Raw genomic sequence first — 22,541 nt, forward strand, 5'->3', positions numbered from 1 at the left:
CAGAGGGCGGTTGATGCGCGGATCAGCGCTCTTCGTTGTCGAGATCGGCGTCATCCTGATCGCGTCCAGCTTCCGATGCCGGCTGCCCACCAGGATACTCGGGACGCTCGTGGAGATAGCGCTCGGCCACGTCGACCACGGCGATATCCAGCAGGAAGCGCCTGCCCAGCAGGGCCGGGTAGTCGAGATGGGTGCGGTCGCTCAGGGTGAACTCCACCGGTTCGCGTATTGTGCCCAGGGTCATCATCAGCGTTACCACCGGGCGTGATTCCTCGCCGGTGGCCTGGATGATGCGCACCCGTCGCTCGATGGGGGCCTCGATCCATTCGTCACGCACCGCATCAACGACCACGTCATCGTCGGTCAGACCCAGCTTGAAACGAACCCAGTTCTCGCCGTCGCGCTCGAAGCGGGTGATCTCGCGGGCCGAGAGCGATGAAGTGTTGGCGCCGGAGTCGATCCGTGCCTTGAGGTAGGTGCCCACGTCGGGCAGGCCGATCCATTCGCTGCTGCCGAGCACCGTCTTGTTGGCCAGCCCCAGCTCGTCGGCGGCACACTCGCGCCTGACTACCACCGGCTCGGGTTTATCGACCGCGATGTTGTCCAGCCGGGAATTCATCCCGCGCAGCAGTGAACCTACTTCGCGAACATCACCGATCAGGGCATCCTGGCGGCTGGTGACCGAAGATATCTCGTTGCCCAGCCGCGACTGGTCGTCGCAGCGGGCACTCAGGGCATCCTCCAGCGCGTCCATTCGCACATGAAAGTCGGCCGGTGTCAGCGGCGCCGGCGGTTCGGGCTTGTCGGTCAGGGCAACACAGCCGGTGAGCAGCAGGGCGGATGTCGCAAGAGCGGCGCTCAACAGGGGATGGGGCATGGGGCAGGACAATTCCTTTGAACAGTGCGGGGATAATAATGAGTCGCCAAGCAGCTTGTCCAACATGCGGGCTTCAGGCTCGGATGGGGATAGTGGCAGCGGACCGTCCTCGATCCGTTCCGATATGCACTATTTAACATAATATACATTATACGAACTTGTTGGCCTCATCGCTTTGGACCGGAAACGACGCTAGCGCAGGCGCACCATTTTGCCTCTGGTAATCAGTGTCATGCATGGATGGCGCCCTGTCATCAGTACTGGTCACGCCGGCACGGGTCGGCTAGCCTGTTGCTGTACGCATATCATACAGAGGCTTTATCAATGTATAGGAAATGGCTGTCACGCCTGGCACTGCTGGGTGCCGCCCTGCTGCTGGCCGGTTGTACCAGCGTCGATATCGAGCGCTACGCCGGGACGCAACCGCGCCTGGATATCGCCGACTACTTCGAAGGCCAGACCCGCGCCTGGGGCATGGTGCAGGACTACAGCGGCGAGGTGCAGCGCCGTTTCACGGTGGAGATCGAGGGGCGTGTCGAGGGCGACACCCTGACCCTGGACGAGCACTTCGTCTATGACGACGGCGAGACCGATCGCCGGGTGTGGACCTTCGAGCGCGACGGCGAGGATCGCTGGCTGGGCACCGCCAACGATGTCGAGGGGCCCGTGACGGCTCGCCAGGCGGGGCATGTCTTCAACATGACCTACCGGCTGCCGGTGGAGGTCTCCGGCCGCGAGATCACCTTTACCCTGGATGACTGGATGTACCTGCAGCCCGACGGGCGGCTGATCAACCGCACGGCGATGAAGAAGTTCGGCGTGACCCTGGCCGAGATCACCATCGTCTTCACGCGAGGCGAGTGAATTCCCGATACGCAGCGGGCCCCGGCATCGCTGCCGGGGCCCGCTGTAGGTTTGTCTCGGCGATGCCGAGACGCTGCCGGCTTACTCGGCAGGCGCGTAGGAGCCATCCTCGCGGTGCACTTCCTTGCCAGTCAGGCCCGGGGTGAAGACACAGGCCAGGTGCATGGTCTTGGTGGCCCGCAGCAGGTGCTCGTCGTGCTGGTCGAGGATATAGATATCGCCCGGCTTGATCGGCCAGATCTTGCCGTCGGCCAGGGTCTCCACCTCGCCCTCGCCCTCGATGCAGTAGACCGCCTCGAAGTGATGCTTGTAGTGGATATGGGTCTCGGTACCCTCGAAGATCCGAGTGATATGGAAGGAGCAGTTGCCGCCATCATCGGCCAGCGACAGGCGGGTGCTGTCCCAGTTGCCGTTCTCGGCGGTGACCAGGCGGTCTGTCTTGCGGCACTCCTCGAGATTGCGAACGATCATATCTATCTCCTTGAAATTCGGTGGCGGCGCGATCGGTGATCAGGATCGGCCGAGTGCTGGCGGACCGCCGGGGCGGCCCGCTCAGGATATCAGCTCAGTGCCTGCTTGGCGCTCTGCTCGAGGATATCCAGCCCCTTCTGCAGGTCCTCCTCGGGAATGGTCAGCGGGCAGAGGCACTTGACCACTTCACCGTCCTGGCCGCTGGTCTCGATGACCAGGCCATTCTCGAACGCCTTGTGGGTGATCTTGTCGGCGATCTCGCCGCTGCCCACGTCGATGCCACGCATCAGGCCGCGGCCGCGCTCGGAGGCCTCGATGCCCTGCTCGCTGATCCAGGCAGCGATCCTGGCGAAGCGCTCGGAGACGATGTCGCCCTTGCGCTGCACTTCCTTGGCGAAGCTGTCGTCGGTCCAGTAGTTCTCGATGGCGGCGGCGGCGGTGGTGAAGGCCAGCGCGAAGCCGCGGAAGGTGCCGTTGTACTGGCCCGGCTTCCAGATATCGAGTTCGGGACGCATCAGTACCTGGGAGAACGGCAGGCCGAGGCCGGAGAGCGACTTGGAGTTGGTGACGATGTCCGGCACCACTCCGGCATGCTCGAAGCTGAAGAACTTGCCGGTGCGCCCGCAGCCTGCCTGGATGTCATCGACGATCAGCAGGATGTCGTGGGCACGGCAGATCTGCTCGAGGCGCTTGAGCCAGTCGAGGCCGCAGGCGTTGATGCCGCCCTCGCCCTGCACGGTCTCGACGATCACGCCGGCCGGCACGTCGAGGCCGCCGGACTTGTCACTGAGCAGCTTCTCGAAGTAGTCGAGGGTGTCGGTGCCGTCGCCCAGGTAGCCATCGTAGGGCAGGAAGCTGCCGCCCACGGTGGGCACGCCGCCGGTCGCCTCGCGGAACTTGCGGTTACCGGTGGTGGCGAGCGCACCCATGGTCACGCCATGGAAGCCGTTGGTGAAGGTCACGATGTTGTGACGCTTCTTGGCATTGCGGGCCAGGCGGATGGCCGCTTCGACGGCGTTGGTGCCGGTCGGTCCGGGGAACTGCACCTTGTAGTCCAGGCCACGCGGCTTGAGGATGATCTCCTCGAGGGCCTGGAGGTAGCGACGCTTGGCGGCGGTCCAGAAATCCAGGCCGTGGATGATGTTGTCCTCGGCCAGGTAGTCAAGCAGGGCCTGCTTGATCTTCGGGTTGTTGTGCCCGTAGTTCAGGGTGCCGGCACCGGCCAGGAAGTCGATATATTCGCGGCCATCCTCGTCGGTCAGGCGAGCATTCTGCGCCTTGGTGAAGACCACCGGGAAGGAGCGTGAATAGGTACGGACTTCGGATTCCATGCGTTCGAGGATCTGGGTCTGCATCGAGAGACCTCCTGTTGATGAGGAATGGATGTGCGTTAAGGCAGCGCGAGGCGTATGGACAACCTCGAGCGCAAACGAGAAGTGACGAGTGTCAGAGACGATCGGTCTGGAAGGGGCCGATCCTGACCAGGTTCTCGGGGTCGTGTTCGCCGCCGAGCTGGTCGGTGGAGAAGTATTCACGGCTGTTCAGCGGCGCCTGCCAGCGGTCGGCGAGACGGCGGAACAGGCCCCAGGAGGCCTGGTTGTCGGGGGTGATGGTGGTCTCGAGGTGGTGCACCTCGGCGAGCTCGGGGCGCGTCATGATGGCCTCGACCAGGCGCCGGGCCAGGCCGGTCCCGCGTGCCTTCTCGCCCACGGCAACCTGCCACAGGAAGTAGGTATCCGGGGCGTTGCTCTTCACATAGCCCGAGACGAAGCCGACGATCTCGCCCTCCTCGTCCGTGGCGACCGCGCAGGAATCACGAAACTGGGTGGCCAGCAGCAGGTAGGCATAGGCGGAGTTGACGTCGAGCGGGGGGCAGGACTTGACCAGTTCATAGATGCCCCAGCCGTCATCGGGGTTGGGCTTGCGGATGAACAGGTCGCTGGCTTCGGCGTCGACCACTTCGTCGGCCACGGTGGGCCGCGCGAGGTCGGCGGAAGGCGTGAAGGGCTCGGTTGTTGTCATCATGGGCGGTGTTCGCTTCGGCGATGTCGGGAGGGATTATACCAAGCGCCCGGCAAATCTCAAATCTGGGATTATTTTGCAGGGCATGATCCATAATAAAAAATTATGCGAGCGTCTCGGCGGGCAGTCGATTCCGCTCGGCGACTCGACCCACACGGCTGTTGTGACTGCCATCGGGCAGCGCTCGGATGACCTGCCCTGCCTCTTCAGTCTAGTCCAACCGGCCGATGGCAGCGCCAACGCAAGGAGCCGCCCGAAGGCGGCCCCAGGGTAGCGCTCAGCGCCGGGTCGGCGTGCGCATGGTGACGAACTCCTCGGCGCCGGTCGGGTGGATACCCACGGTGGCATCGAAGTCAGCCTTGGTGAGCCCGGCCTTCACGGCGATGCCGATCCCCTGGATCACCTCGCCGGCCTCCTCACCCACCATGTGGGCGCCTACCACCACGTCGCTCTCGTCAGCGACGATCAGCTTCATCAGGCAGCGCTCGGCACTCCCCGACAGGGTGTGCTTCATGGGGCGGAAGTCGGCGCTGTAAACGCGGATCTCGCCGAACTGCTCCCGTGCCTCCTCCTCGGAGAGCCCCACGGTACCGATATTGGGGTGGCAGAATACCGCGGTGGGGATATTGCGGTAGTCCAGCGCGGCAGGCGGCGGCGTGTCCTCGAAGTGGCAGCGCACCAGGTGCATGGCCTCGGCCAGCGCCACCGGGGTAAGTTCCGGCCCGCCGGTGACATCGCCCAGGGCCAGCACCGAGGGCAGCGAACTCTCGAAGCGCTCGTTGACCTTGATATAGCCGCCGTCGTCCAGCGCCACGCCCAGGGTGTCCAGTCCCAGCCCCTCCAGGTGCGGGCGGCGCCCGGTGGCGGCCAGTACCGCATCCACCTCCAGGACCTCGCCGTCGGTCAGGGTCACCGCCAGCCCCCCTTCGACCTTGTCGATGCGTTCGATGTTGGTCTCGAAATGCAGCTGGACCCCCTTCTGGCGCATCTGGTCGCGGGTGAATTCGCGCACCTCGTGGTCGAAGCCGCGCAGGAACAGCTCACCGCGGTAGATCAGGTGGGTGTCGCTGCCCAGGCCATTGAAGATGCTGGCGAACTCCACGGCGATATAGCCGCCGCCCAGCACCAGGAAGCGCTCGGGGAAGCTCTCCAGGTCGAACACCTCGTTGGAACTCACGGCCAGCTCGCTGCCGGGAAATTCCGGCACCCAGGGCCAGCCCCCCACGGCGATCAGGATCTTCTCGGCGCTGTGCACCTCGTCGCCTACCGCGAGACGATGGGCGTCGAGCAGTCGGGCACGGCCATTGATCAGGCGCACGCCGGCACCGTCGAGCAGCCGGGCATAGATGCCGTTGAGCCGCTTGATCTCGCCCACCTTGTTGTCACGCAGGGTCGGCCAGTCGAAGCTCGGCGCCTCGGCCAGTCGCCAGCCGAAGCCCTCGGCATCCTCGAAGGCGTCGTGGAAGTGGGCGGCGTAGGAGTAGAGTTTCTTGGGCACGCAACCCACGTTGACGCAGGTGCCGCCCAGGTAGCGGTCCTCCGCCACGGCCACCCGGGCACCGGCAGCCGCGGCGGTGCGCGCCGCCCTCACGCCGCCGGAGCCGGCGCCGATCACGAAGAGGTCCCAGTCGTAGGTGGATGATTCGAGGTCGGACACGGTGTCGCTCCTTGTCGTGGGCGCTGGGCCCTGGATTCGATGCGGCGATGATAGCAGCGATGGCGTGGCAACGGCATGGCGGCAACGCGTCGCATCAGGGCGGCTTGTTGACCGCTCCCCGGGGGGACGGTAAAAGAGGCGCCAACTCTCACTACCTCTTCACTTGAATCGAGGCCAATCATGAGAAAGGAAATCGAGACCCTTCTGGAGAACAACCGCGCCTGGGCCGAGGACGTCAGTCGCGACGATCCTGATTTCTTCAATCGCCTGTCGAACCAGCAGAATCCCGACTATCTGTGGATCGGCTGCTCGGACAGCCGGGTGCCCGCCAACCAGATCATCGCCCTGCCCCCCGGCGAGGTCTTCGTGCACCGCAATGTCGCCAACCTGGTGCACCACAATGACCTCAATGCCCTCTCCGTCCTGCAGTATGCCGTGGACGTCCTCAAGGTGCGCCATATCATGGTGGTGGGCCACTACGGCTGCGGGGGGGTGCGTGCCGCCATCGAAGGTGGCGACAACGGCCTGGTCGACAACTGGCTGCATTCGGTTCGCGAGCTCTACTACCAGCATCGCGACGAGCTGGCACCGCTACCGCTCGATGAGCGTGTCGACCGCATGTGCGAGCTCAATGCGCGCGCCCAGGTGACCCGCCTGAGCCGCACCAAGATCATCCAGCACGCCTGGCAGCGCGGCCAGCAGATCTGGCTTCACGGCTGGGTCTACGGGCTGGCCGACGGCCGCGTCAAGGATCTCGACTGTACCATCGCCGGCCTCGACGAGGCGGCGGACCTCTATCGCATCAGGCGTGCCACCCTCGCTGGCTGAGCACCGCGGCGGGCCATTCACCCGGGGCGGGTGGATGGCCTGCTGATATTCAACTTTCGTATTAGCTCATGCTGCTCGATTCATCATGCGCATGACGCCAGTCGGAATTTCGATTGTGCCGTGCCCTGTCGTGTCTCTATGTTGAAGGTTGCAACGCCCGTGCGCGGTGATCGCGCACCAACAACAACCTCGAAAGGGAACCCGACATGAAGTTCAAGCGTACCCTCCTGGCCGCCGTCGTCGGCGCCACCATGACCGGCGCGGCCCTGCTGCCGGCCACCGCCAGTGCGGAGACCACGCTGCGCATGGCCTACGATGCCGACCCGGTCTCGCTGGATATCCATGAGCAGCTCTCCGGCGGCATCCTGCAGTTGTCGCACATGACCCACGACCCGCTGGTCCGCTGGACCCAGGACCTGGAGTTCGAGCCGCGCCTGGCCACCGCCTGGGAGCAGGTCGACGACACCACCATGCGCATGACCCTGCGCGAGGGCGTCGAATTCCACACCGGCAACGCCTTCACCGCCGAGGATGTGGTGTGGACCGTCGAGCGCCTCAAGCGCAGCCCCGACTTCAAGGCGATCTTCGCGCCCATCGAGAGCGTGACCGCCGTGGACGCGGCCACCGTGGAGTTCAAGACCGCCGAGCCCTACCCGCTGCTGCTTAACCTGGCCACCTACATCTTCCCGATGGACAGCGAGTTCTACAGCGGCACCGACGAGGATGGCGACCCCAAGGACGAGATCGTCAAGAACGGCAACTCCTTCGCCTCCGCGAACCTCTCGGGTACCGGCCCCTACACAGTGGTCGAGCACCGCAAGGGCACCCGCATGGAGTTCGAACGCAACCCGAACTACTGGGACAGCGAGTCGCCGGGCAACGTCGACACCATCGTGCTGACCCCGATCAGCGAGAACGCCACCCGTGTGGCCGCCCTGCTCTCCGGTGACGTCGACTTCATCGCCCCGGTACCGCCCAACGACCTGGAGCGCGTGCGCGAGAGCGAGGATGCCAAGCTGGTCACCATGTCGGGCACCCGCATCATCTTCTTCCATATGGACCAGAATCGCGTCGAGGCCTTCCAGGATCCGCGCGTGCGCCAGGCCTTCGACTACGCGGTGAACCAGGATGCCATCGCCGACCGTCTGATGAAGGGCTTCGCCACCCCGGCGGCGCAGTTCTCCCCCGAGGGCTATGCGGGCCATATCGAGTCGCTGGAGCGTCGTTACGACCTGGAAAAGGCCCAGGCACTGATGGAGGAAGCGGGCTACGCCGACGGCTTCGAGATCACCATGATGGCGCCCAACAACCGCTACGTGAACGACGCCAAGATCGCCCAGGCGGTGGCCACCATGCTGGCGCGCATCAACGTCGACGTGGATCTCAAGACCCTGCCCAAGGCGCAGTACTGGGGCGAGTATGACGATCGCGCCGCCGACATGATGATGATCGGCTGGCACGCCGACACCGAGGACAGCGCCAACTTCCACGAGTACCTCACCGCCTGTCCGGATGCCGACAGTGGCGCCGGCCAGTACAACGCTGGCAACTACTGCAACCCGGAGCTCGACAAGCTGGTCGCCGAGGCCAACCTCGAGGTCGACCTCGAGAAGCGCGCCGAAATGCTCCAGCAGGTCGAACAGACCCTCCATGACGAGGCCGCCTTCGTGCCCCTGCACTGGCAGGATCTGGCCTGGGCCGCGGCACCCAACGTCAATATCGAGCCGGTACTCAACGTGATGAACTTCCCCTACCTCGGGGACCTGGTCATCGACGAGCAGGAGTGATCCCGACGCCGGCCCGCCGGGCCGGCGTCATCCCGATCATTCGCTACCCCAGACAACGAGCGACGCACTCCGGCCGCGAGTGCGTCGCCGCCTGTACGCCCACAGGACACCTTCATGATCGCCTTCCTGATCAAGCGCCTATTCCATGCGCTGCTGGTGATGTTCGTCATCAGCATCATCGCCTTCTCCATACAGGACAACCTCGGCGACCCCATCCAGCAGATGGTCGGCCAGTCGGTGCCGGAGAGCGAGCGCGAGGCCCTGCGCGAGGAGCTCGGCCTCAACGACCCCTTCCTGGTCCAGTACCTGCGCTTCGCTAAGAACGCCGTCCAGCTCGACTTCGGCTACTCCTACATCTTCAACGAGCCGACCACCGAGGTGGTGCTGCGCCACCTGCCGGCGACCCTGGAGCTGGTAGCCGCCACCACCCTGCTGATCGTGCTGCTGTCCGTGCCCATAGGGGTCTACAGCGCCATCAAGCCGCGCGCCCTGCTGTCGCGATTCTTCATGGGGGTCTCCATCGTCGGTATCTCGATTCCGGTGTTCCTTACCGCCATCGTGCTGATCCAGCTGTTCGCCATCGGCGTGACCTGGACCCCCTTCCCCGCCGATACCGGCTGGGGCAGCTGGCTCAACGATCTGATCACCACCGAGGGCGGGATGCCCGCCTACGGACGCGGTGATCCGGTGCATGTCTTCGGCACCTGGTATACCAACTTCGCCTCCACCGATGGCCTGGTCTATCTGGTGCTGCCGGCCATCTCGCTGGCCTCGATCATGCTGCCGCTGTTCATCCGCCTGATCCGCGCCGAGATGCTCGAGGTGCTGCAGTCGGAGTACGTCAAGTTCGCCCGTGCCAAGGGCATCAGCCTGCGACGCATCTACTTCCTGCACGCACTCAAGAACACCATGCTGCCGGTGATCACCGTGGGCGGGGTGCAGATCGGCACCCTGGTGGCCTACACCATCCTCACCGAGACGGTATTCCAGTGGCCCGGCATGGGGCTGATGTTCCTCAATGCGATCAATCGCTCGGATATCCCGCTGATCGTCACCTACCTGATGATCGTGGGCCTGATCTTCGTGATCACCAACACGCTGGTCGACCTGATCTACGGCCTGGTCAACCCCACCGTCAAGCTGACAGGCAAACCCGCATGACTACCCAGACCTCCCCCCAGCAGAGTGCGCCCCTGCCGAGCCGCTGGGAGCGCCTGCGCGACTCCTACCTGCTCTACAGCTTCAAGCGCGACCCGATCGCCCAGCTGAGCCTGCTGGTGTTCATCGTCTTCGTGGCCTGCGCCGTGCTGGCGCCCTGGCTGGCGCCGATGAACCCCTATGACCTGGCGCAGATCGACATCATGGCCTCGGAGCTGCCGCCCTTCTGGATCGACGGCAGCGACCCCGCCTACCGAATGGGTACCGACGCCCAGGGGCGTGACCTGCTCTCCACCATCCTGTATGGCGCCCGGGTGTCGCTGATCATCGGCTTCGGCGCGGTGGCGCTGCAGGCGCTGCTGGGCGTGGTGTTCGGCCTGCTGGCCGGCTACCTGGGCGGACGCATCGACGCCTTCCTGATGCGTCTGGCCGACATCCAGCTCTCCTTCTCCACCCTGATGGTGGCCATCGTGGTCGGCGCCCTGGTCAAGGCGATCTTCGGCAGCGCCACCTTCAGCGCCTATGCGGTGCCGCTGCTGGTGCTGATCATCGGGCTGGCCGAGTGGCCCCAGTATGCGCGCACGGTGCGCGCCTCGGTGCTCGCCGAGAAGGGCAAGGAGTACGTGGACGCCGCACGCACCATGGGCCTGCCCAGCCGGCGCATCATGTTCCGCCACATCCTGCCCAATACCCTGTCGCCGATCTTCGTCATCTCCACGGTGCAGGTGGCCAACGCCATCATCTCCGAGGCCGCCCTCTCCTTCCTGGGGCTGGGGATGCCGGAGACCCACCCGTCGCTGGGCTCACTGATCAAGTCAGGCTTCGACTACATCCAGTCGGGCTCGTGGTGGATCACCCTGATCCCGGGGGCGGTGCTGGTGGTGCTGGTGCTGGTGATCAACCTGCTCGGCGACTGGCTGCGCGATGTTCTCAACCCGCGACTCTACAAGGGCTGATGCCATGTCTCTTCTTGAAGTCAACAACCTCGACGTGCGCTTCGCCCTGCGCCGTGGCGACGTCAAGGCGCTGCGCGACGTCAGCTTCTCCCTGGACCGCGGCGAGCGGCTGGGTATCGTCGGCGAGTCCGGCGCCGGCAAGTCGGTGGCGGCATTCACCCTGCTCAACCTGATCGCCAGGCCCGGTTATATCGCCGGCGGTAGCATCCGCTTCGATGGCCAGGAGCTGACCGGGATGAGCGACCGCGCCCTGCGCAGGATCCGCGGCAACCGCATCTCGATGATCTTCCAGGACCCGATGATGACGCTCAATCCGGTGCTCTCCATCGGCGAGCAGATGGTGGAATGCCTCAAGGCGCACCGCCGCATCGGTAGCCGCGAGGCCCGCGCCATCGCCCTGCGCAAGCTCGAGCAGGTGCATATCCCCTCCCCGGAGGCGCGCCTGGACCAGTACCCCCACGAACTCTCCGGCGGGATGCGTCAGCGGGTGATCATTGCCATCGCCCTGCTCCTCGATCCGGACATCATCATCGCCGACGAGCCCACCACGGCGCTCGATGTCACCATCCAGGCCGAGATCATGGACCTGCTGCTGGAGCTGTGCGAGAAGCACAACGTCGGCCTGATCCTGATCACCCACGACCTCGGCGTGGTCAGCCAGGTGACCCAGCGCATGCTGGTGATGTACGCCGGCCGGGTGATCGAGCAGGGCCCGACCCGCGAGATCATCAACGACCCCCAGCACCCCTATACCCAGGGATTGATGAACGCCCTGCCGCAGATGGCCACGCCGGGCAGCCGACTCAACCAGATTCCCGGCAGCATGCCGTCGCTGGACAACCTGCCCAGCGGCTGCGCCTTCCATCCGCGCTGTGGCTTCGTCACCCGCCCCGACGGCAGCGAGCGATCCGCCTGCCGCACCCGGGTGCCCGAGTTCGTGGCCTCCGGCAACTGCCGGGTGGCCTGCCATATGGTGGCCGAGATGCTCGATCAGGAACGCATTCCGGCGGAGGAGACGCCCCGATGACTGCTACTGCTACCCTCACCCGTCCAGCCGCCGCCGCTGCCGAAACCCCGCGTCCGCTGCTCGAGATCCGCGGCCTGGAGAAGCGCTTCTCGCTCTCCGGCGACTTCCTCGAACAGCTCAAGTTCAAGGGCGGCAAGCTGGTACGCGAACAGGAGTATGTCCACGCCATCAACGGCGTGGATCTGGAGATCCAGCGCGGCGAGGCCCTCTGTGTGGTCGGCGAGTCGGGCTGCGGCAAGTCCACGGTGGCGCGCACCGTGATGGGCCTGCTGCATCCCACGTCAGGCGAGATCCACTACGACGGCCAGCGCATCGACAACCTCTCGACCCAGGCGCTGATGCCCTATCGCCGACGCATGCAGATGATCTTCCAGAACCCCTATGCGTCGCTGAACCCACGCATGACCATCCAGCAGACCCTGGAAGAGCCCATCCGCCTGCACCACCCCGACTGGAGCCGCCAGCGGGTCCGCGACCAGGTCGACGAGGTGATGGCGTCGGTGGGCATCGCCGCCGACTGGGGCAAGCGCTATGGCCACGAGTTCTCCGGCGGCCAGCGCCAACGCATCGCCATTGCCCGGGCGCTGGCCGTGGATCCGGAGTTCATCGTCGCCGACGAGCCGATCTCGGCGCTGGACGTCTCCATCCAGGCCCAGGTGCTCAACCTGCTGATGGATGCCCGCCAGGAGCGCAACCTCACCTACCTCTTCATCACCCACGACCTCGCCGTGGTGGAGCACTTCGGCACCCGGGTGGCGGTGATGTACCTGGGACGCGTATGCGAAGTGGCGCCCACGGCGACGCTCTTCGCCACGCCGCGCCACCCCTACACCCGGGCGCTGATGTCGGCGATCCCACGCCTCGAGGACGACCGGCCGCAGCATATCCGTCTCGAGGGAGAGGTGCCCACGCCGGTCCACCTGCCTTCGGGCTGCGTCTTCCATGCGCGTTGTCCGCATGCCAACGCCCGCTGTCGCCAGGAGGTGCCCGAGTTGATCGCGCGGGACGATGGTAGCCGGGTCGCCTGCCATGGCGTCGAGGAGGGCCGCATACAGTGAGCCGGCAAGGCATCTGGCATAATGCCCCTTTGGCACGGCGTCGGGAGAGGATATGGAGCTGCGCTGGCTCGAGGACTTCATAGCGCTGGCGCGCACGCGGCACTTCTCGCGAGCCGCCGAGCAGCAGAACGTCACCCAGCCGACGTTCTCTCGCCGCATCAAGCTGCTCGAGGAGGAGATGGGCACGGTGCTGGTCAACCGCCAGACCCTGCCCCTCTCGCTGACCCCGGCCGGTGAGGAGTTCCTGGACCTTTGCCATACCGTCACTCAGCGCGTCGATGAGAGCAGGCGACGCCTCGCCCAGCTGGCCGACCAGCACGCCGGGCGCATCCGTCTGGCGGCGCCCCAGAGCCTGCTGAGCCACTTCCTGCCCGCCTGGCTGGGCCAGTGGCCGGTGCCGCCGCCGATCACTCCGGACCTGCGTGCCACCGGCTGGCTGGTGGATGACTTCTTCCGTGCCCTGGCCCGCGACGAGTGCGACCTGTTGCTGTGCTACTGGCCATGCACCCCCTGCGGTATCGAGCCGGACCTGCAGGAGACCCTCTCCTGCCGGCTCGCCGGCGAGCGGTTGGTTCCCGTCTCGCAACCGGAGGCCGATGGGAGCCCCCGCTTCGCACTGGAAGGCGCCTCGCGCCTGCCGCTGATCGCCTATCATCCCCGCGGGCTGACCGCCGGTGCGATTCGCGCCCACCTCGCCCGGATCGATGACACCCCGGATTTCAGCATCCTCAACGAGAGCATCCAGAGCGGCAATGTCCGCGAGCTGGTCGCCCTGGGCTACGGCCTGGGCTGGCTGCCCGAATCCAGCGTGCGCGGAGCACTGGCCAGAGGCGAGCTGGTGCCGGCCGGTGGCGAGCGCTGGCAGGTGCCGGTGGAAATACGTCTGTTCCGACGCGCCGATAACCGGCAGCCGGCGGTGACGGCCCTGTGGGATGCCCTCGCTACCCTTCCCCCACCCGAATGAGCGGAGCGCCATCATGACATCCGATCTCGACATCCTGCAGGAGCGCCACCTCGACGCCCTGGAGCGCGACTACGCGCAGATTCTCGCCCACCACTCCCTGGACGGTGTGCTGATCCACAGCGGTCACCCGCGCGCTCACTTCGGCGACGACCAGGAGGCGAGCTTTGCTGCCTACGGCCACTTCGTGCACTGGACCGGCCAGGCCCAGCTGGCCCACAGCTGGCTGCTGGTGCGACCCGGCCGGACACCACTTCTCTATCTGCATGCCCCGGAGGATTTCTGGCACCTGCCCGCCGCCCTGCCCGACGAGGCCTGGGTAGCCCGCTTCGAGGTCGAGCGTGGCCGCTTCGAGACGCCCCCGGTGCTGCCTGCCGGTCGCTTCGCTGTAGTCGGGGACGTCGATGCCGCCACGGCCCAGGCGCTGGGAGCACAGGCCAACCCACCCGGCCTGGTGGCGGCGCTGGATGAGCTCAGGGTGCGCAAGAGCGAATATGAGGTGGCCTGCATCGGTGAGGCCAATCGATGCGCCCTGCTGGGCCATACTGCCGCCCGGCGCTGTTTCCTGGAGGGCGGTGCCGAGCTGGATATCCAGCTCGCCTATCTCGGCGCCTCCCGCCAGCGCGAGGGCGAACTGCCCTACGCCAATATCATCGGGGTCAACGCCCACGGCGGGGTGCTGCACTACCAGCACTATGATCGCCAGGCGCCCGGGTTGCGTCACAGCCTGCTGGTCGATGCCGGTCATCGCCACCGCGGCTACTGTGCCGATATCACCCGTAGCTGGGCCGGGCCCGATGCCGACCCGGCCTTCCAGCCGCTGGTCGACGGGGTCACCGCCATCAAGGATCGGCTGGGCGCGGCCCTGGCCCCGGGTGTCAACTTCGTTGCACTGCAGGTGAGGATGCACCGGGAGCTTGCCGAGCTGCTGATGGACCAGGGGATCGTCCGCGGTTCCGCCGAGAGCGCGGTGGAGAGCGGCCTGACCCGCGCCTTCTGCCCCCACGGCCTGGGCCACCTGCTCGGCGTCCAGGTCCACGACGTGGCCGGGCGCATCGATGCGGCGGGCCGGCCGCTGCCGCCGCCCGAGACCCACCCGGCGCTGCGCCTGACCCGGTCACTGGAAGCGGGCATGGTGGTGACCATCGAGCCGGGGTTCTACGTGATCCCGATGCTGCTGGCACCCCACCGCGGGCGGGCTGACGTCGACTGGGGGCTGGTCGAGCGACTGGCCGGCCACGGCGGCATTCGCATCGAGGACAACCTGGTAGTCACCGCGGATGGGGCCCGCAACCTGACGCCCAGTGACGCGGGCTGAGCATGGCCCGCCGGGGCCTCAGCCGATCGGGCAGCTGACCCCGGTGCCGCGCAAGCCGCAGTAGCCGCCGGGGTTCTTGTGCAGGTACTGCTGGTGATACTCCTCGGCGTAGTAGAAGTCGCCAAGCGGGGCGATCTCGGTGGTGATGCGCCCGCCGCCGGCCCGGGTCAGGGCCTGCTGGTAGGCATCCCGGGTACGCTCGACGACCGCCTGCTGGGTTTCGTCCTGGGTGAGGATGATCGAGCGGTACTGGGGACCGATATCGTTGCCCTGGCGGTCACCCTGGGTAGGATCGTGGGCCTCCCAGAACACCTGCAGCAGACGCTCGAGGTCGATCTCGGCGGGATCGAAGATCACCCGCACCACCTCGGCATGGCCGGTGCGCCCCGTGCAGGTTTCCTCGTAGGTCGGATTGGGGGTGCTGCCGCCGGCGTAGCCCACGGCGGTGACGTAGACGCCGGTCAGCTGCCAGAACAGCCGTTCGGCGCCCCAGAAGCACCCCAGACCCAGCACGATCTGCTGCATGCCCTCGGGCAAGGGTGGCAGCATGCCGCGGCCGTTGACCGCATGCACGCCGCTGATGGCAAGCGGTGTCGCGCGTCCGGGCAGGGCCCGGCTGGGATCAAGCGTCATGGCGTTCTCCTTCTCAATACTGTTCGCTATTCATCGTCCAGGATCCGCGGATTGCCGGCACGGCTGAAGGTGTAGACCAGGTCGACCGCCTGGGCAGCACCGGAGACCGCCTCCAGGTAGAGGCTGCGCCAGATGTTGTAGCGCAAGGTAAGCTCGGCGATGGGCGAGAAGACCCCCACACCATAGCGCACCTCGAGATCGTCGGTCAGCTGGCCACTGAGGGTCACCTGGCTGTCCTCGCCGCTGCCGGCGGTGTCCAGGGTCAGGTCGGAGACGCCAAAGGCTTCACCGATGCCGCCCACCGCGCCGCCGGCCTGCCCCACCGCCATACCCACCAGCGCCGAGGTCAGGGCGCCATCGGTGTCGCTGTCGTTGGGCGCGCGGCCGCGCAGCAAGTAGGAGAGCGCGCTGGCCTCGTCCATGGCTGGCTCCGAGAACACCCTCAGCTGCGGCGAGGCGGCACTGCCGGTCACGCGCAGGCCGGCGATCACCCCATCCTGGGTGGCATCGGGGTTGCGCACCGCCTCGAAGTTGAGCAGCGGCTGCCCGGGCGGGCCGCTGAACAGCAGCTGCCCCTCGCGGATCAGCAGGTCTTGTCCATAGGCGCGGAAGCGACCATCCACCAGGCTGACGTCACCGAACAGCTGCACCGGGCCGTCCTGCTGGCGCACCTCCAGGGTACCGGAGAGGCCGGACTCCAGCCCGTAGGCTGAGAGCTGCATGTCCGGGCCGAGGCGCAGCCCGATCTGCACATCCAGTGCCATGCCCGCCCTGGCCATGGCGTCGGCGGTATCCTCGCCGTTGTCATCCCCTGTCGCGGCCCGCTCGGCCTCGCGCCGGGCGCGCTCATCGTCCTCCCGCGTGATGATCACCTCGTCGGGGCTGGGGGCGACCGCCGAGGCGGGCAACTCGCCGACCTCCAGCCGCGCCCAGGGAACCTGGACATCGCCGCGCACCTGCAACAGGGTCGGTCGTGCGCGAATCTCTAGGTCGGGGGCGATGCGTAGTCTCCCGAACTCGGGCAGTACCGCCAACACCGGCTGCTCGCGGCCACGCAGGGAGACGTCGGCGCGCCAGTCGTCCGCCGAGGGCCAGGCGGCGTCGCCATCGATCGAAAGGCGCCCCTCCTCGGCGGCGATATAGCCCTGGATGCTCGCCGCCGTGCCGGCCAGCTCGATGCCTACCTCACCGTCGCGGACCTCCACGGGCACGTCGGCACCGCTGGCCTTGAGCCCGCTCAGATCGATGCGCCCGCGCATCTCCGGCGCCTCGAGGCGACCCGCCAGATCGATGTCACCAGCGAGGCTCCCCTCCAGGGTCTCCATGCCGGTGACCAGGCTGCGATAGGGCGCCAGGCGCAGACCCTCGAGGGCAAGGTTGCCCGTCAGGCGCCCGTCCCCGGCGGGGTCGTCGATCCGCGCTTCAAGCGCCAGGCTGCCGGCCTGGTCGAGGCCCAACTCCATGGCGATCTCGGCATTCTGCTCATCGGCACTGAACCGGCCGCCGAGGCGTGCCTCGGGCAACGACCAGGGCTGGCCATAGGCATCCTGTCCATCCAGGGCCAGGCGACTTTGCAGGCGACCGTCCGCCCGCCAGCTACCGCCGTCGCCCCAGCCGGCATCGAGATCCAGCTCGGTCACGCCTTCGGCCGACCAGGCCTCCGGCAGGAAGGGATCGAGCAGTGCCATGGGCACCTCCTCGATCCTGAGGGTGACTTCACCGCCCTCCGCCGAGGCAGCCATGGGCTCGACCAGGCACAGGCTGCCGCCCTGGCGTCGGCTCAGGCAGAACGGTTGCACCCGGGCACTACCCTGCTCCAGGTCGGCGGCGAAGAGCGCGGGGCCGTCGAGGCGCAACTCGCCCTGCTCGGCATCGACCTCGAGGCTGGAGAGCTGGCCCGCATAGCGGGTGCGCGCCTGGTCGAGCCCCCCTTCCAGCACCAGGGCGGCACGGGAGAGCGGCATGCCGGATGGCGCCGCGGCGTCCAGGGTCAGGCGGTGCTCGGAGAGTCGGCCATCCAGGGCTAGGGCGATCTCGTCGAGGCGCTGGCCGCCGGCCTCGAGGCCGGCAATCTCCAGGCCCACCTCCATGGCCGGATCCTCGAGCCCGCTGACCCACCCGACCAGGCTGAGCCGGCGAAGCCGGTTATCGGCGAAGGCCAGCGAGTCGCCGGCGAGATCCAGGTCCAGGCCGGGCGCCTCCAGGCTGCCCTCGGCCTCGATCCGACCGCTGATGCGGCCCGACAGAGCCTCGTGCAGGCTGGCCAGGTCCGGCATGTCGATCTCACCCGAAAGGTCGATGCTCGGCTCGCTTACCTGCCCGGCCAGCTGCAGGCGGTTCTCACCCTGGCGGAAATCCAGGGTGGTGACATCCCAGCGCATCTGGCTGTCACCCTCGAGCTCGGCTCGCAGGGCCAATGACCGCTCCTGCAGTTCGCCGTCGATGGCCAGGTTCGGTACCGCCAGGGTCCAGCCTTCATCGGTCTGGCGGAAACGCGCTTCCACGTCGCCGTCGAGGCGGCCGGGCAGGCCCTCCACGAAGCGGCCGGGGTCGACGTTGTCGAGGCGAGTCTCGGCATCCACCGTGACGCCATCGGTCCAGGCGACACGCCCCCGGCTGACCACAGAAGCGTCGCCGAGGGAGAGCGACAGCGGTGTCCAGGCAAACTGGCCGAGATCACCGCTGCCGGTCAGGGCGAGACGCGTGTAGGGGAGCTGGGGGCCCTCGGCATTGAGCGAGGCGGCGATCCGGTAGTCGACCAGGCTGCCTTCCAGGCGCAGGGCCAGGTCCTCGACCAGCCAGGGCTCGATAGCATCGCCCTGCTCGTCGACGCTGCCCGGCAGTGGCCACTGCACCAGCTCGCTCGCCAGGCCGGCGGTAAAGGGCAGGGTCGGATCCAGGACATCGAGACGCGCATCCAGGGCCAGATCGACCGGGCCGCTGAGTTCCAGGCGCACCAGCAGGTCTGCCAGGCTGCCATCGAGGCCCAGCTCGATACGCTGCCCGGCCAGCGCCGGCATGATGTCGGGAAGCCACAGGGCGCTCTCCAGGCGCAGCTCCAGGGGGTAGTCGCCAGTCAGGTCGACGGCGGCCGCCAGGCTGGCGTCGCCATCGCGGGTGGAGATATCCAGCGGGCGCACCTCCAGGGAGTGCCCCTCGCCGAACAGCGACAGGGCAAGGCGCTCGACCCCGTACTCCACGGCGCCCTCCACCGCACTGTCCTCCACCAGCAGTTCCGGCACCTCCACGCGCAGCGGCAGGGTCACCTCAGGCAACTCGCGGCGTGGCTCCTCCTCCAGGGCGCTGGCCGCCAGTCCCTCGGCGGGAGCGGCCACCTCGTCGGGGAGTGGCGAGCGCACCGTGATGGCGGCGTCGATGGCCTCGGCGGCGAGGCGCGGGCCTTCGTATTCGCCCTCGCCCAGTGCCAGCCGAGCACCGGGCGACAGCGGCAGCAGCAGACGGGTGCCGACCAGGCGGGTGGGCAGCAGGCTGAGCGTATCGCCCTCGGCCGTGGCGCCGGTGCTGAAGTGGTCCCAGCGCAGCCGGGTACCGTCGGCGAGCAGCACTTCGACGTCGTCGAGGAAGATTCGCCGCAGCTCGATGGGGAACGGCAGCTCGATCGCCCCCGGGGGTTCGCCGGAGGGAGATGGCGACTCATCCTCGGCTTCGCTCTCGGCCAGGCGCACCCGGGCCCCCTCCACGCCCAGTACCTCCAGGCACAAGCGGCCGGAGAGCACACACTCCTCCGACCACTCCAGCTCGAGTCGACGCACCGCCACGTTGGCCGGCCCGGCCTGCATGGCGAAGCCCTCGAGGACCAGGCGGTCCAGGGGAGCGCCCTCGTAGGCATCGAGGGTAAACACGCCCATCCGTTGGCCCTGGTCGAGCAGCAGACCGGTGCCCCAGGGCGACAGCGCGAGCCCCAGGGTGAAGAACACCAGGCCGAAGAGCCACAGGGGCAACAGGATCAGCAGGCGAATCAGCGCCCAGAGCAGGGTCAGAACTCTGGACCGATGGCGAAGTGTAGGCGCCACGAATTGTCCTCGTCGTCGAACGGGTGAGCGATATCCAGGCGAATCGGGCCGACTGGGGAGACCCAGCGCACGCCCAGTCCCGCGCCGGTCTTGAGGTCATCGGGGCCCCAGTCTTCGAAGGCGTCACCGGTATCGACGAAGGCCGCCCCCCACCAGTCGCCGGTCACGCGGTGTTGCCATTCCAGGCTGTAGGTGAACATCTGCTGGCCCCCGGTGAGTTCGCCCTCGTCGTCACGCGGCGAGAGGCTCTCGTAGCCGTAGCCACGCACGCTGTTATCGCCGCCGGCGAAGAAGCGCAGCGACGGGGGAATCAGCGAGAAGTCATCGGTCTCGATGGCGCCGACGCCGACGCCGGTGACCACGCGGTTGTTGGCACCGATCTTGCGGATCCAACGCGACTCGCCGGTGAGGCGCAGGAAATCGGCGTCGGAGCCCCACAGGCCGTCGGAGACCTCCAGGCTCAGCTGCTGGCGATCGCCCCAGGTGGGGAACGTCGGGTTGCGGGTTCGGGTGCGTGACCAGCGGACCCCCGGGTAGAGCAGCAGCACCTGCTCGCTGTCGCTGCCTTGGGTAAAGTCCTCGTAGGTGGTGCGCACATAGAGATGCTGGATCCAGCCATTCTCGAACTCCCAGCGGCGCGCCCCCTCGACGGTGGCTTCCAGCGACCGGGTGTCATCGTTGTCCTTGTGGCTGAGTCCGTACTGGAAGCGATAGCTGTCGCGCAGGGGGTTGTCGAGTGGCAACGTGTAGAGGCCCCCGAAACGCTGCTCGGGAGCCGACAGATAGAGATCATGGTCGAGGCCGTGGCCGTAGCGGTTGATCCACGGCTGCTCCCAGGAGAAGCGCATCCGCGGCCCCACGTCGGTGGCGTAGCCGACGCCCACCTCGAACTGGTGGCGGTCGGCCGGCGCCACGCTGACGTCGATGGGGACCGAAGGGAACTCTTCCTGGCGCGCCATCAGCGCCGCCGTCCCCGCCAGGGCCGCCCCGGAGAGGCGTGGTGGCAACTCGTAGCTGCCTTCGCCGTCGGTTGCCACCGCCTGGGACCAGCCCGGCTTGGCCTCCTCGAGCGCCAGGGGTGGGCGCTGCAGTCGGGGTCTCACGGTGACGGAACGGAACCACTCGGTCTGCCCCAGGCGCTGGTTGAAACTTGCCAGCTCGCCGGCCAGGTAGGGATCGCCGGGGGTGAAGGGCAGCAGCCGTCGCAGACGCTCGGGCTCGATATGGCTGCCGGAGATGGCCACGTCGCCGAAGCGGTAGCGCGGGCCGCTGTCCAGGGTCAGGTAGAGCCTGGCGCTCTCCTCAAAGGGGCGTACTTCCATGCGACGGTCGGCATAGCGCCACTCGAAGTAGCCACGCTCCAGGGCCAGGTTGGCCAGCTTTCCGCGCAGGCTGTCGTAGGGAGCGTGGACCAGTGGCTCTCCCACGGCCAGCGGGAAGGCATCGATGGCCTCCTGGAAGGGAGGATCCTCCTGGGCCCCCCCCTCGAGTCGGAAGTCGAGGGTCTCGATCCGCACCCGCGGGCCCGGCTCGATGGCGAGCTCGACATACTCGGGTGCCTCGCCTTCCGCCAGGCGGACCTCGATCTGGGGTTCGTAGTAGCCATAGACACGCATCGCCTCGGCGGTACGGCGACGCGATTCACCTTCCAGCCGTGTCCGGCTGTACTGGGTCTCGTCCAGCCCCTCGAGGTAGTGACGGATGTTGTCCGCCACACTGCCCTCGATACCATCGATGCGGGCCTCGATGGCCAGCACGCCCGGAGCGGGCAACAGGCCCAGCACCAGAGTCGCCGTGATCAGGCGCACTCCCACGCGATTCTCCATATCCCTACGCCTTGCCGTCTGCGACTCGTGGGGATGCCCTGACGCAAGCCTCAAGGCCTGAGTGCCTCGAGACGGGCGCTCAGCGCAAGCTGGCTGCGCCGCAGTTCGCCCGCCTCGGCCTCGAGCGCGCTCAGGCGCTGGCGCAGGGCATCCCGTTGTTGGCGATCATCTTCCCGCGCCTCGTCGACGCCTTCAAGCGTCTCGGCAAGCGAGGCGACTCGCGCCTGCAACTCCTCGAGGCGTGAGCGCTGCTCCGCCTGGCCATCGGCCAGGCTCTCCTCGACCGCGGCCTGGCGCTCCCGCAGTGCATCGAGGGCAGTTTCATCGATGGCCTGCTCCTGCAGTTCGGTGAGGCGCCGGTCATGCTGCTCCTGGGCCTCGCTGAGCAGATCGAGACGCCCCCCAAGGGCGCCGCGCCCCTCCTCGCCGGCGCGCTCCAGGGCGTCGAGGGATCCCTGGAAGGCGGCGAGCATCGCTTCGCGGGTTGCGGCGGCCTCGCCCATGCGGGTCAGGCGCGCCTCCTGGCGATCGATCATGCCTTCCAGGCGTTCGAGCCCTGCGGCGAGGTCCTCCTCGACCACGCCGAAGTGTCGTTCCTGGGAGGCGTCCTGACGCTCCAGGGCGTCGAGACGCGCCTCCAGTCGCTCGAGGCCATCACCTTGACCGATGGCAGCATCGAAGCGCGCATGAACATTGGAGAGTTCCCCGCTCAGCCGCGCTGCCTCGGCCTCAAGGCGCTGACGCTCCTGCCAGACGAACCAGCCCATGGCCCCCAGGGCTCCGACGAGCATCAGTACCAGCAGCCACAGCGGCCAGACCCGGGGAGGCTCGGGATACCGGGGGCGGTGTGCCGTCAGGCTGGCTTCCGGATCCGGGACGATCGGTCCGGCGTAGCGGCGCGGTTCCGGACGCTCTGCCATGCTCTACTCCTTGTGTGGCCGGGGCTGGGATGCCGGGATACGGGTCGCCTGATATCATGCCGAGGCGCCCGGAGGCATGCCCATGCGACGGCAACCAGTGTAAAGGGTTCACGGTCTCCAGCGCACGGGGCGAGGCCAACGCTG

General features: G+C 67.2%; 18 protein-coding genes. 9 read left to right on the forward strand and 9 right to left on the reverse strand.

Annotation, left to right across the window (positions count from 1 at the left end; all coding sequences use genetic code 11):
• Positions 1–22: 22 nt before the first annotated feature.
• A complete protein-coding gene (locus tag GRB96_RS10740; RefSeq protein WP_161432134.1) occupies positions 23–877 on the reverse strand; it encodes an ATP-dependent zinc protease family protein in 855 nt (284 codons plus the stop codon).
• Between the two features lie 324 nt (positions 878–1,201).
• Here GRB96_RS10740 and GRB96_RS10745 point away from each other — a divergent pair, with 324 nt between their 5' ends.
• Entirely contained in the window at positions 1,202–1,741 is a 540-nt protein-coding gene (locus GRB96_RS10745) for a DUF3833 domain-containing protein (RefSeq protein ID WP_161432135.1), read from the forward strand.
• 81 nt (positions 1,742–1,822) lie between these two features.
• On the opposite strand, the gene GRB96_RS10750 is transcribed toward GRB96_RS10745, so the two are convergent.
• The 4 genes from GRB96_RS10750 to gorA all read right to left on the reverse strand — a co-directional run bounded on the left by GRB96_RS10750 (position 1,823) and on the right by gorA (position 5,891).
• The gene (locus tag GRB96_RS10750; protein ID WP_161432136.1) at positions 1,823–2,212 is read right to left on the reverse strand and encodes an ectoine synthase; all 390 of its coding nucleotides are present in this window, start codon (positions 2,210–2,212) and stop codon (positions 1,823–1,825) included.
• A gap of 89 nt (positions 2,213–2,301) precedes the next feature.
• Positions 2,302–3,567, reverse strand: a complete 1,266-nt coding sequence (ectB, locus tag GRB96_RS10755) for a diaminobutyrate--2-oxoglutarate transaminase (RefSeq protein ID WP_161432137.1) — start codon at positions 3,565–3,567, stop codon at positions 2,302–2,304.
• A gap of 91 nt (positions 3,568–3,658) precedes the next feature.
• Positions 3,659–4,237: a diaminobutyrate acetyltransferase gene (gene ectA, locus GRB96_RS10760; protein WP_161432138.1), complete on the reverse strand. Its 579-nt coding sequence runs from the start codon at positions 4,235–4,237 to the stop codon at positions 3,659–3,661.
• A gap of 274 nt (positions 4,238–4,511) precedes the next feature.
• Entirely contained in the window at positions 4,512–5,891 is a 1,380-nt protein-coding gene (gorA, locus tag GRB96_RS10765; protein ID WP_161432139.1) for a glutathione-disulfide reductase, read from the reverse strand.
• A 180-nt stretch (positions 5,892–6,071) separates the two neighbouring features.
• Between gorA and can the strand changes: the two genes are divergently transcribed.
• From can to pepQ, 8 genes are all read left to right on the forward strand, one after another.
• The gene (gene can, locus GRB96_RS10770) at positions 6,072–6,719 is read left to right on the forward strand and encodes a carbonate dehydratase (protein ID WP_161432140.1); all 648 of its coding nucleotides are present in this window, start codon (positions 6,072–6,074) and stop codon (positions 6,717–6,719) included.
• Positions 6,720–6,925: 206 nt separating this feature from the next.
• The gene (locus tag GRB96_RS10775) at positions 6,926–8,506 is read left to right on the forward strand and encodes an ABC transporter substrate-binding protein (protein WP_161432141.1); all 1,581 of its coding nucleotides are present in this window, start codon (positions 6,926–6,928) and stop codon (positions 8,504–8,506) included.
• Between the two features lie 114 nt (positions 8,507–8,620).
• Positions 8,621–9,667, forward strand: a complete 1,047-nt coding sequence (locus GRB96_RS10780) for an ABC transporter permease (protein ID WP_161432142.1) — start codon at positions 8,621–8,623, stop codon at positions 9,665–9,667.
• Positions 9,664–10,620 carry an ABC transporter permease gene (locus GRB96_RS10785; protein WP_161432143.1) on the forward strand — a complete coding sequence of 319 codons (957 nt, stop codon included), beginning with the start codon at positions 9,664–9,666 and terminating at the stop codon, positions 10,618–10,620. Before GRB96_RS10780 ends, GRB96_RS10785 begins: the two co-directional genes overlap by 4 nt.
• A 4-nt stretch (positions 10,621–10,624) precedes the next feature.
• Positions 10,625–11,647 (forward strand): ABC transporter ATP-binding protein, encoded by a 1,023-nt coding sequence (locus GRB96_RS10790; protein ID WP_161432144.1) that lies wholly within the window; start codon positions 10,625–10,627, stop codon positions 11,645–11,647.
• A complete protein-coding gene (locus tag GRB96_RS10795; RefSeq protein ID WP_161432145.1) occupies positions 11,644–12,705 on the forward strand; it encodes an ABC transporter ATP-binding protein in 1,062 nt (353 codons plus the stop codon). Before GRB96_RS10790 ends, GRB96_RS10795 begins: the two co-directional genes overlap by 4 nt.
• A gap of 52 nt (positions 12,706–12,757) precedes the next feature.
• Entirely contained in the window at positions 12,758–13,669 is a 912-nt protein-coding gene (locus tag GRB96_RS10800) for a LysR family transcriptional regulator (protein ID WP_161432146.1), read from the forward strand.
• A gap of 13 nt (positions 13,670–13,682) precedes the next feature.
• Positions 13,683–14,984, forward strand: coding sequence for a Xaa-Pro dipeptidase (pepQ, locus tag GRB96_RS10805; RefSeq protein WP_161432147.1), 1,302 nt, complete (start codon positions 13,683–13,685; stop codon positions 14,982–14,984).
• Between the two features lie 18 nt (positions 14,985–15,002).
• Here pepQ and msrA read toward each other — a convergent pair whose 3' ends face one another.
• Genes msrA through GRB96_RS10825 form a run of 4 tightly spaced genes read right to left on the reverse strand, consistent with a single transcriptional unit; the run spans position 15,003 to position 22,397 of the window.
• On the reverse strand, positions 15,003–15,617 hold the full coding sequence (gene msrA / locus GRB96_RS10810; protein WP_161432148.1) for a peptide-methionine (S)-S-oxide reductase MsrA: 615 nt from the start codon (positions 15,615–15,617) through the stop codon (positions 15,003–15,005).
• A gap of 26 nt (positions 15,618–15,643) precedes the next feature.
• Positions 15,644–19,651: an autotransporter assembly complex protein TamB gene (gene tamB / locus GRB96_RS10815; protein ID WP_338074032.1), complete on the reverse strand. Its 4,008-nt coding sequence runs from the start codon at positions 19,649–19,651 to the stop codon at positions 15,644–15,646.
• Positions 19,615–21,477 (reverse strand): autotransporter assembly complex protein TamA, encoded by a 1,863-nt coding sequence (gene tamA / locus GRB96_RS10820; protein WP_161432149.1) that lies wholly within the window; start codon positions 21,475–21,477, stop codon positions 19,615–19,617. Before tamA ends, tamB begins: the two co-directional genes overlap by 37 nt.
• 50 nt (positions 21,478–21,527) lie before the next feature.
• On the reverse strand, positions 21,528–22,397 hold the full coding sequence (locus GRB96_RS10825; protein WP_161432150.1) for a coiled-coil domain-containing protein: 870 nt from the start codon (positions 22,395–22,397) through the stop codon (positions 21,528–21,530).
• Between the last annotated feature and the right edge of the window lie 144 nt (positions 22,398–22,541).

The sequence above is a fragment of the Halomonas alimentaria genome, from assembly GCF_009902005.1.
GTDB lineage: Bacteria > Pseudomonadota > Gammaproteobacteria > Pseudomonadales > Halomonadaceae > Halomonas > Halomonas alimentaria.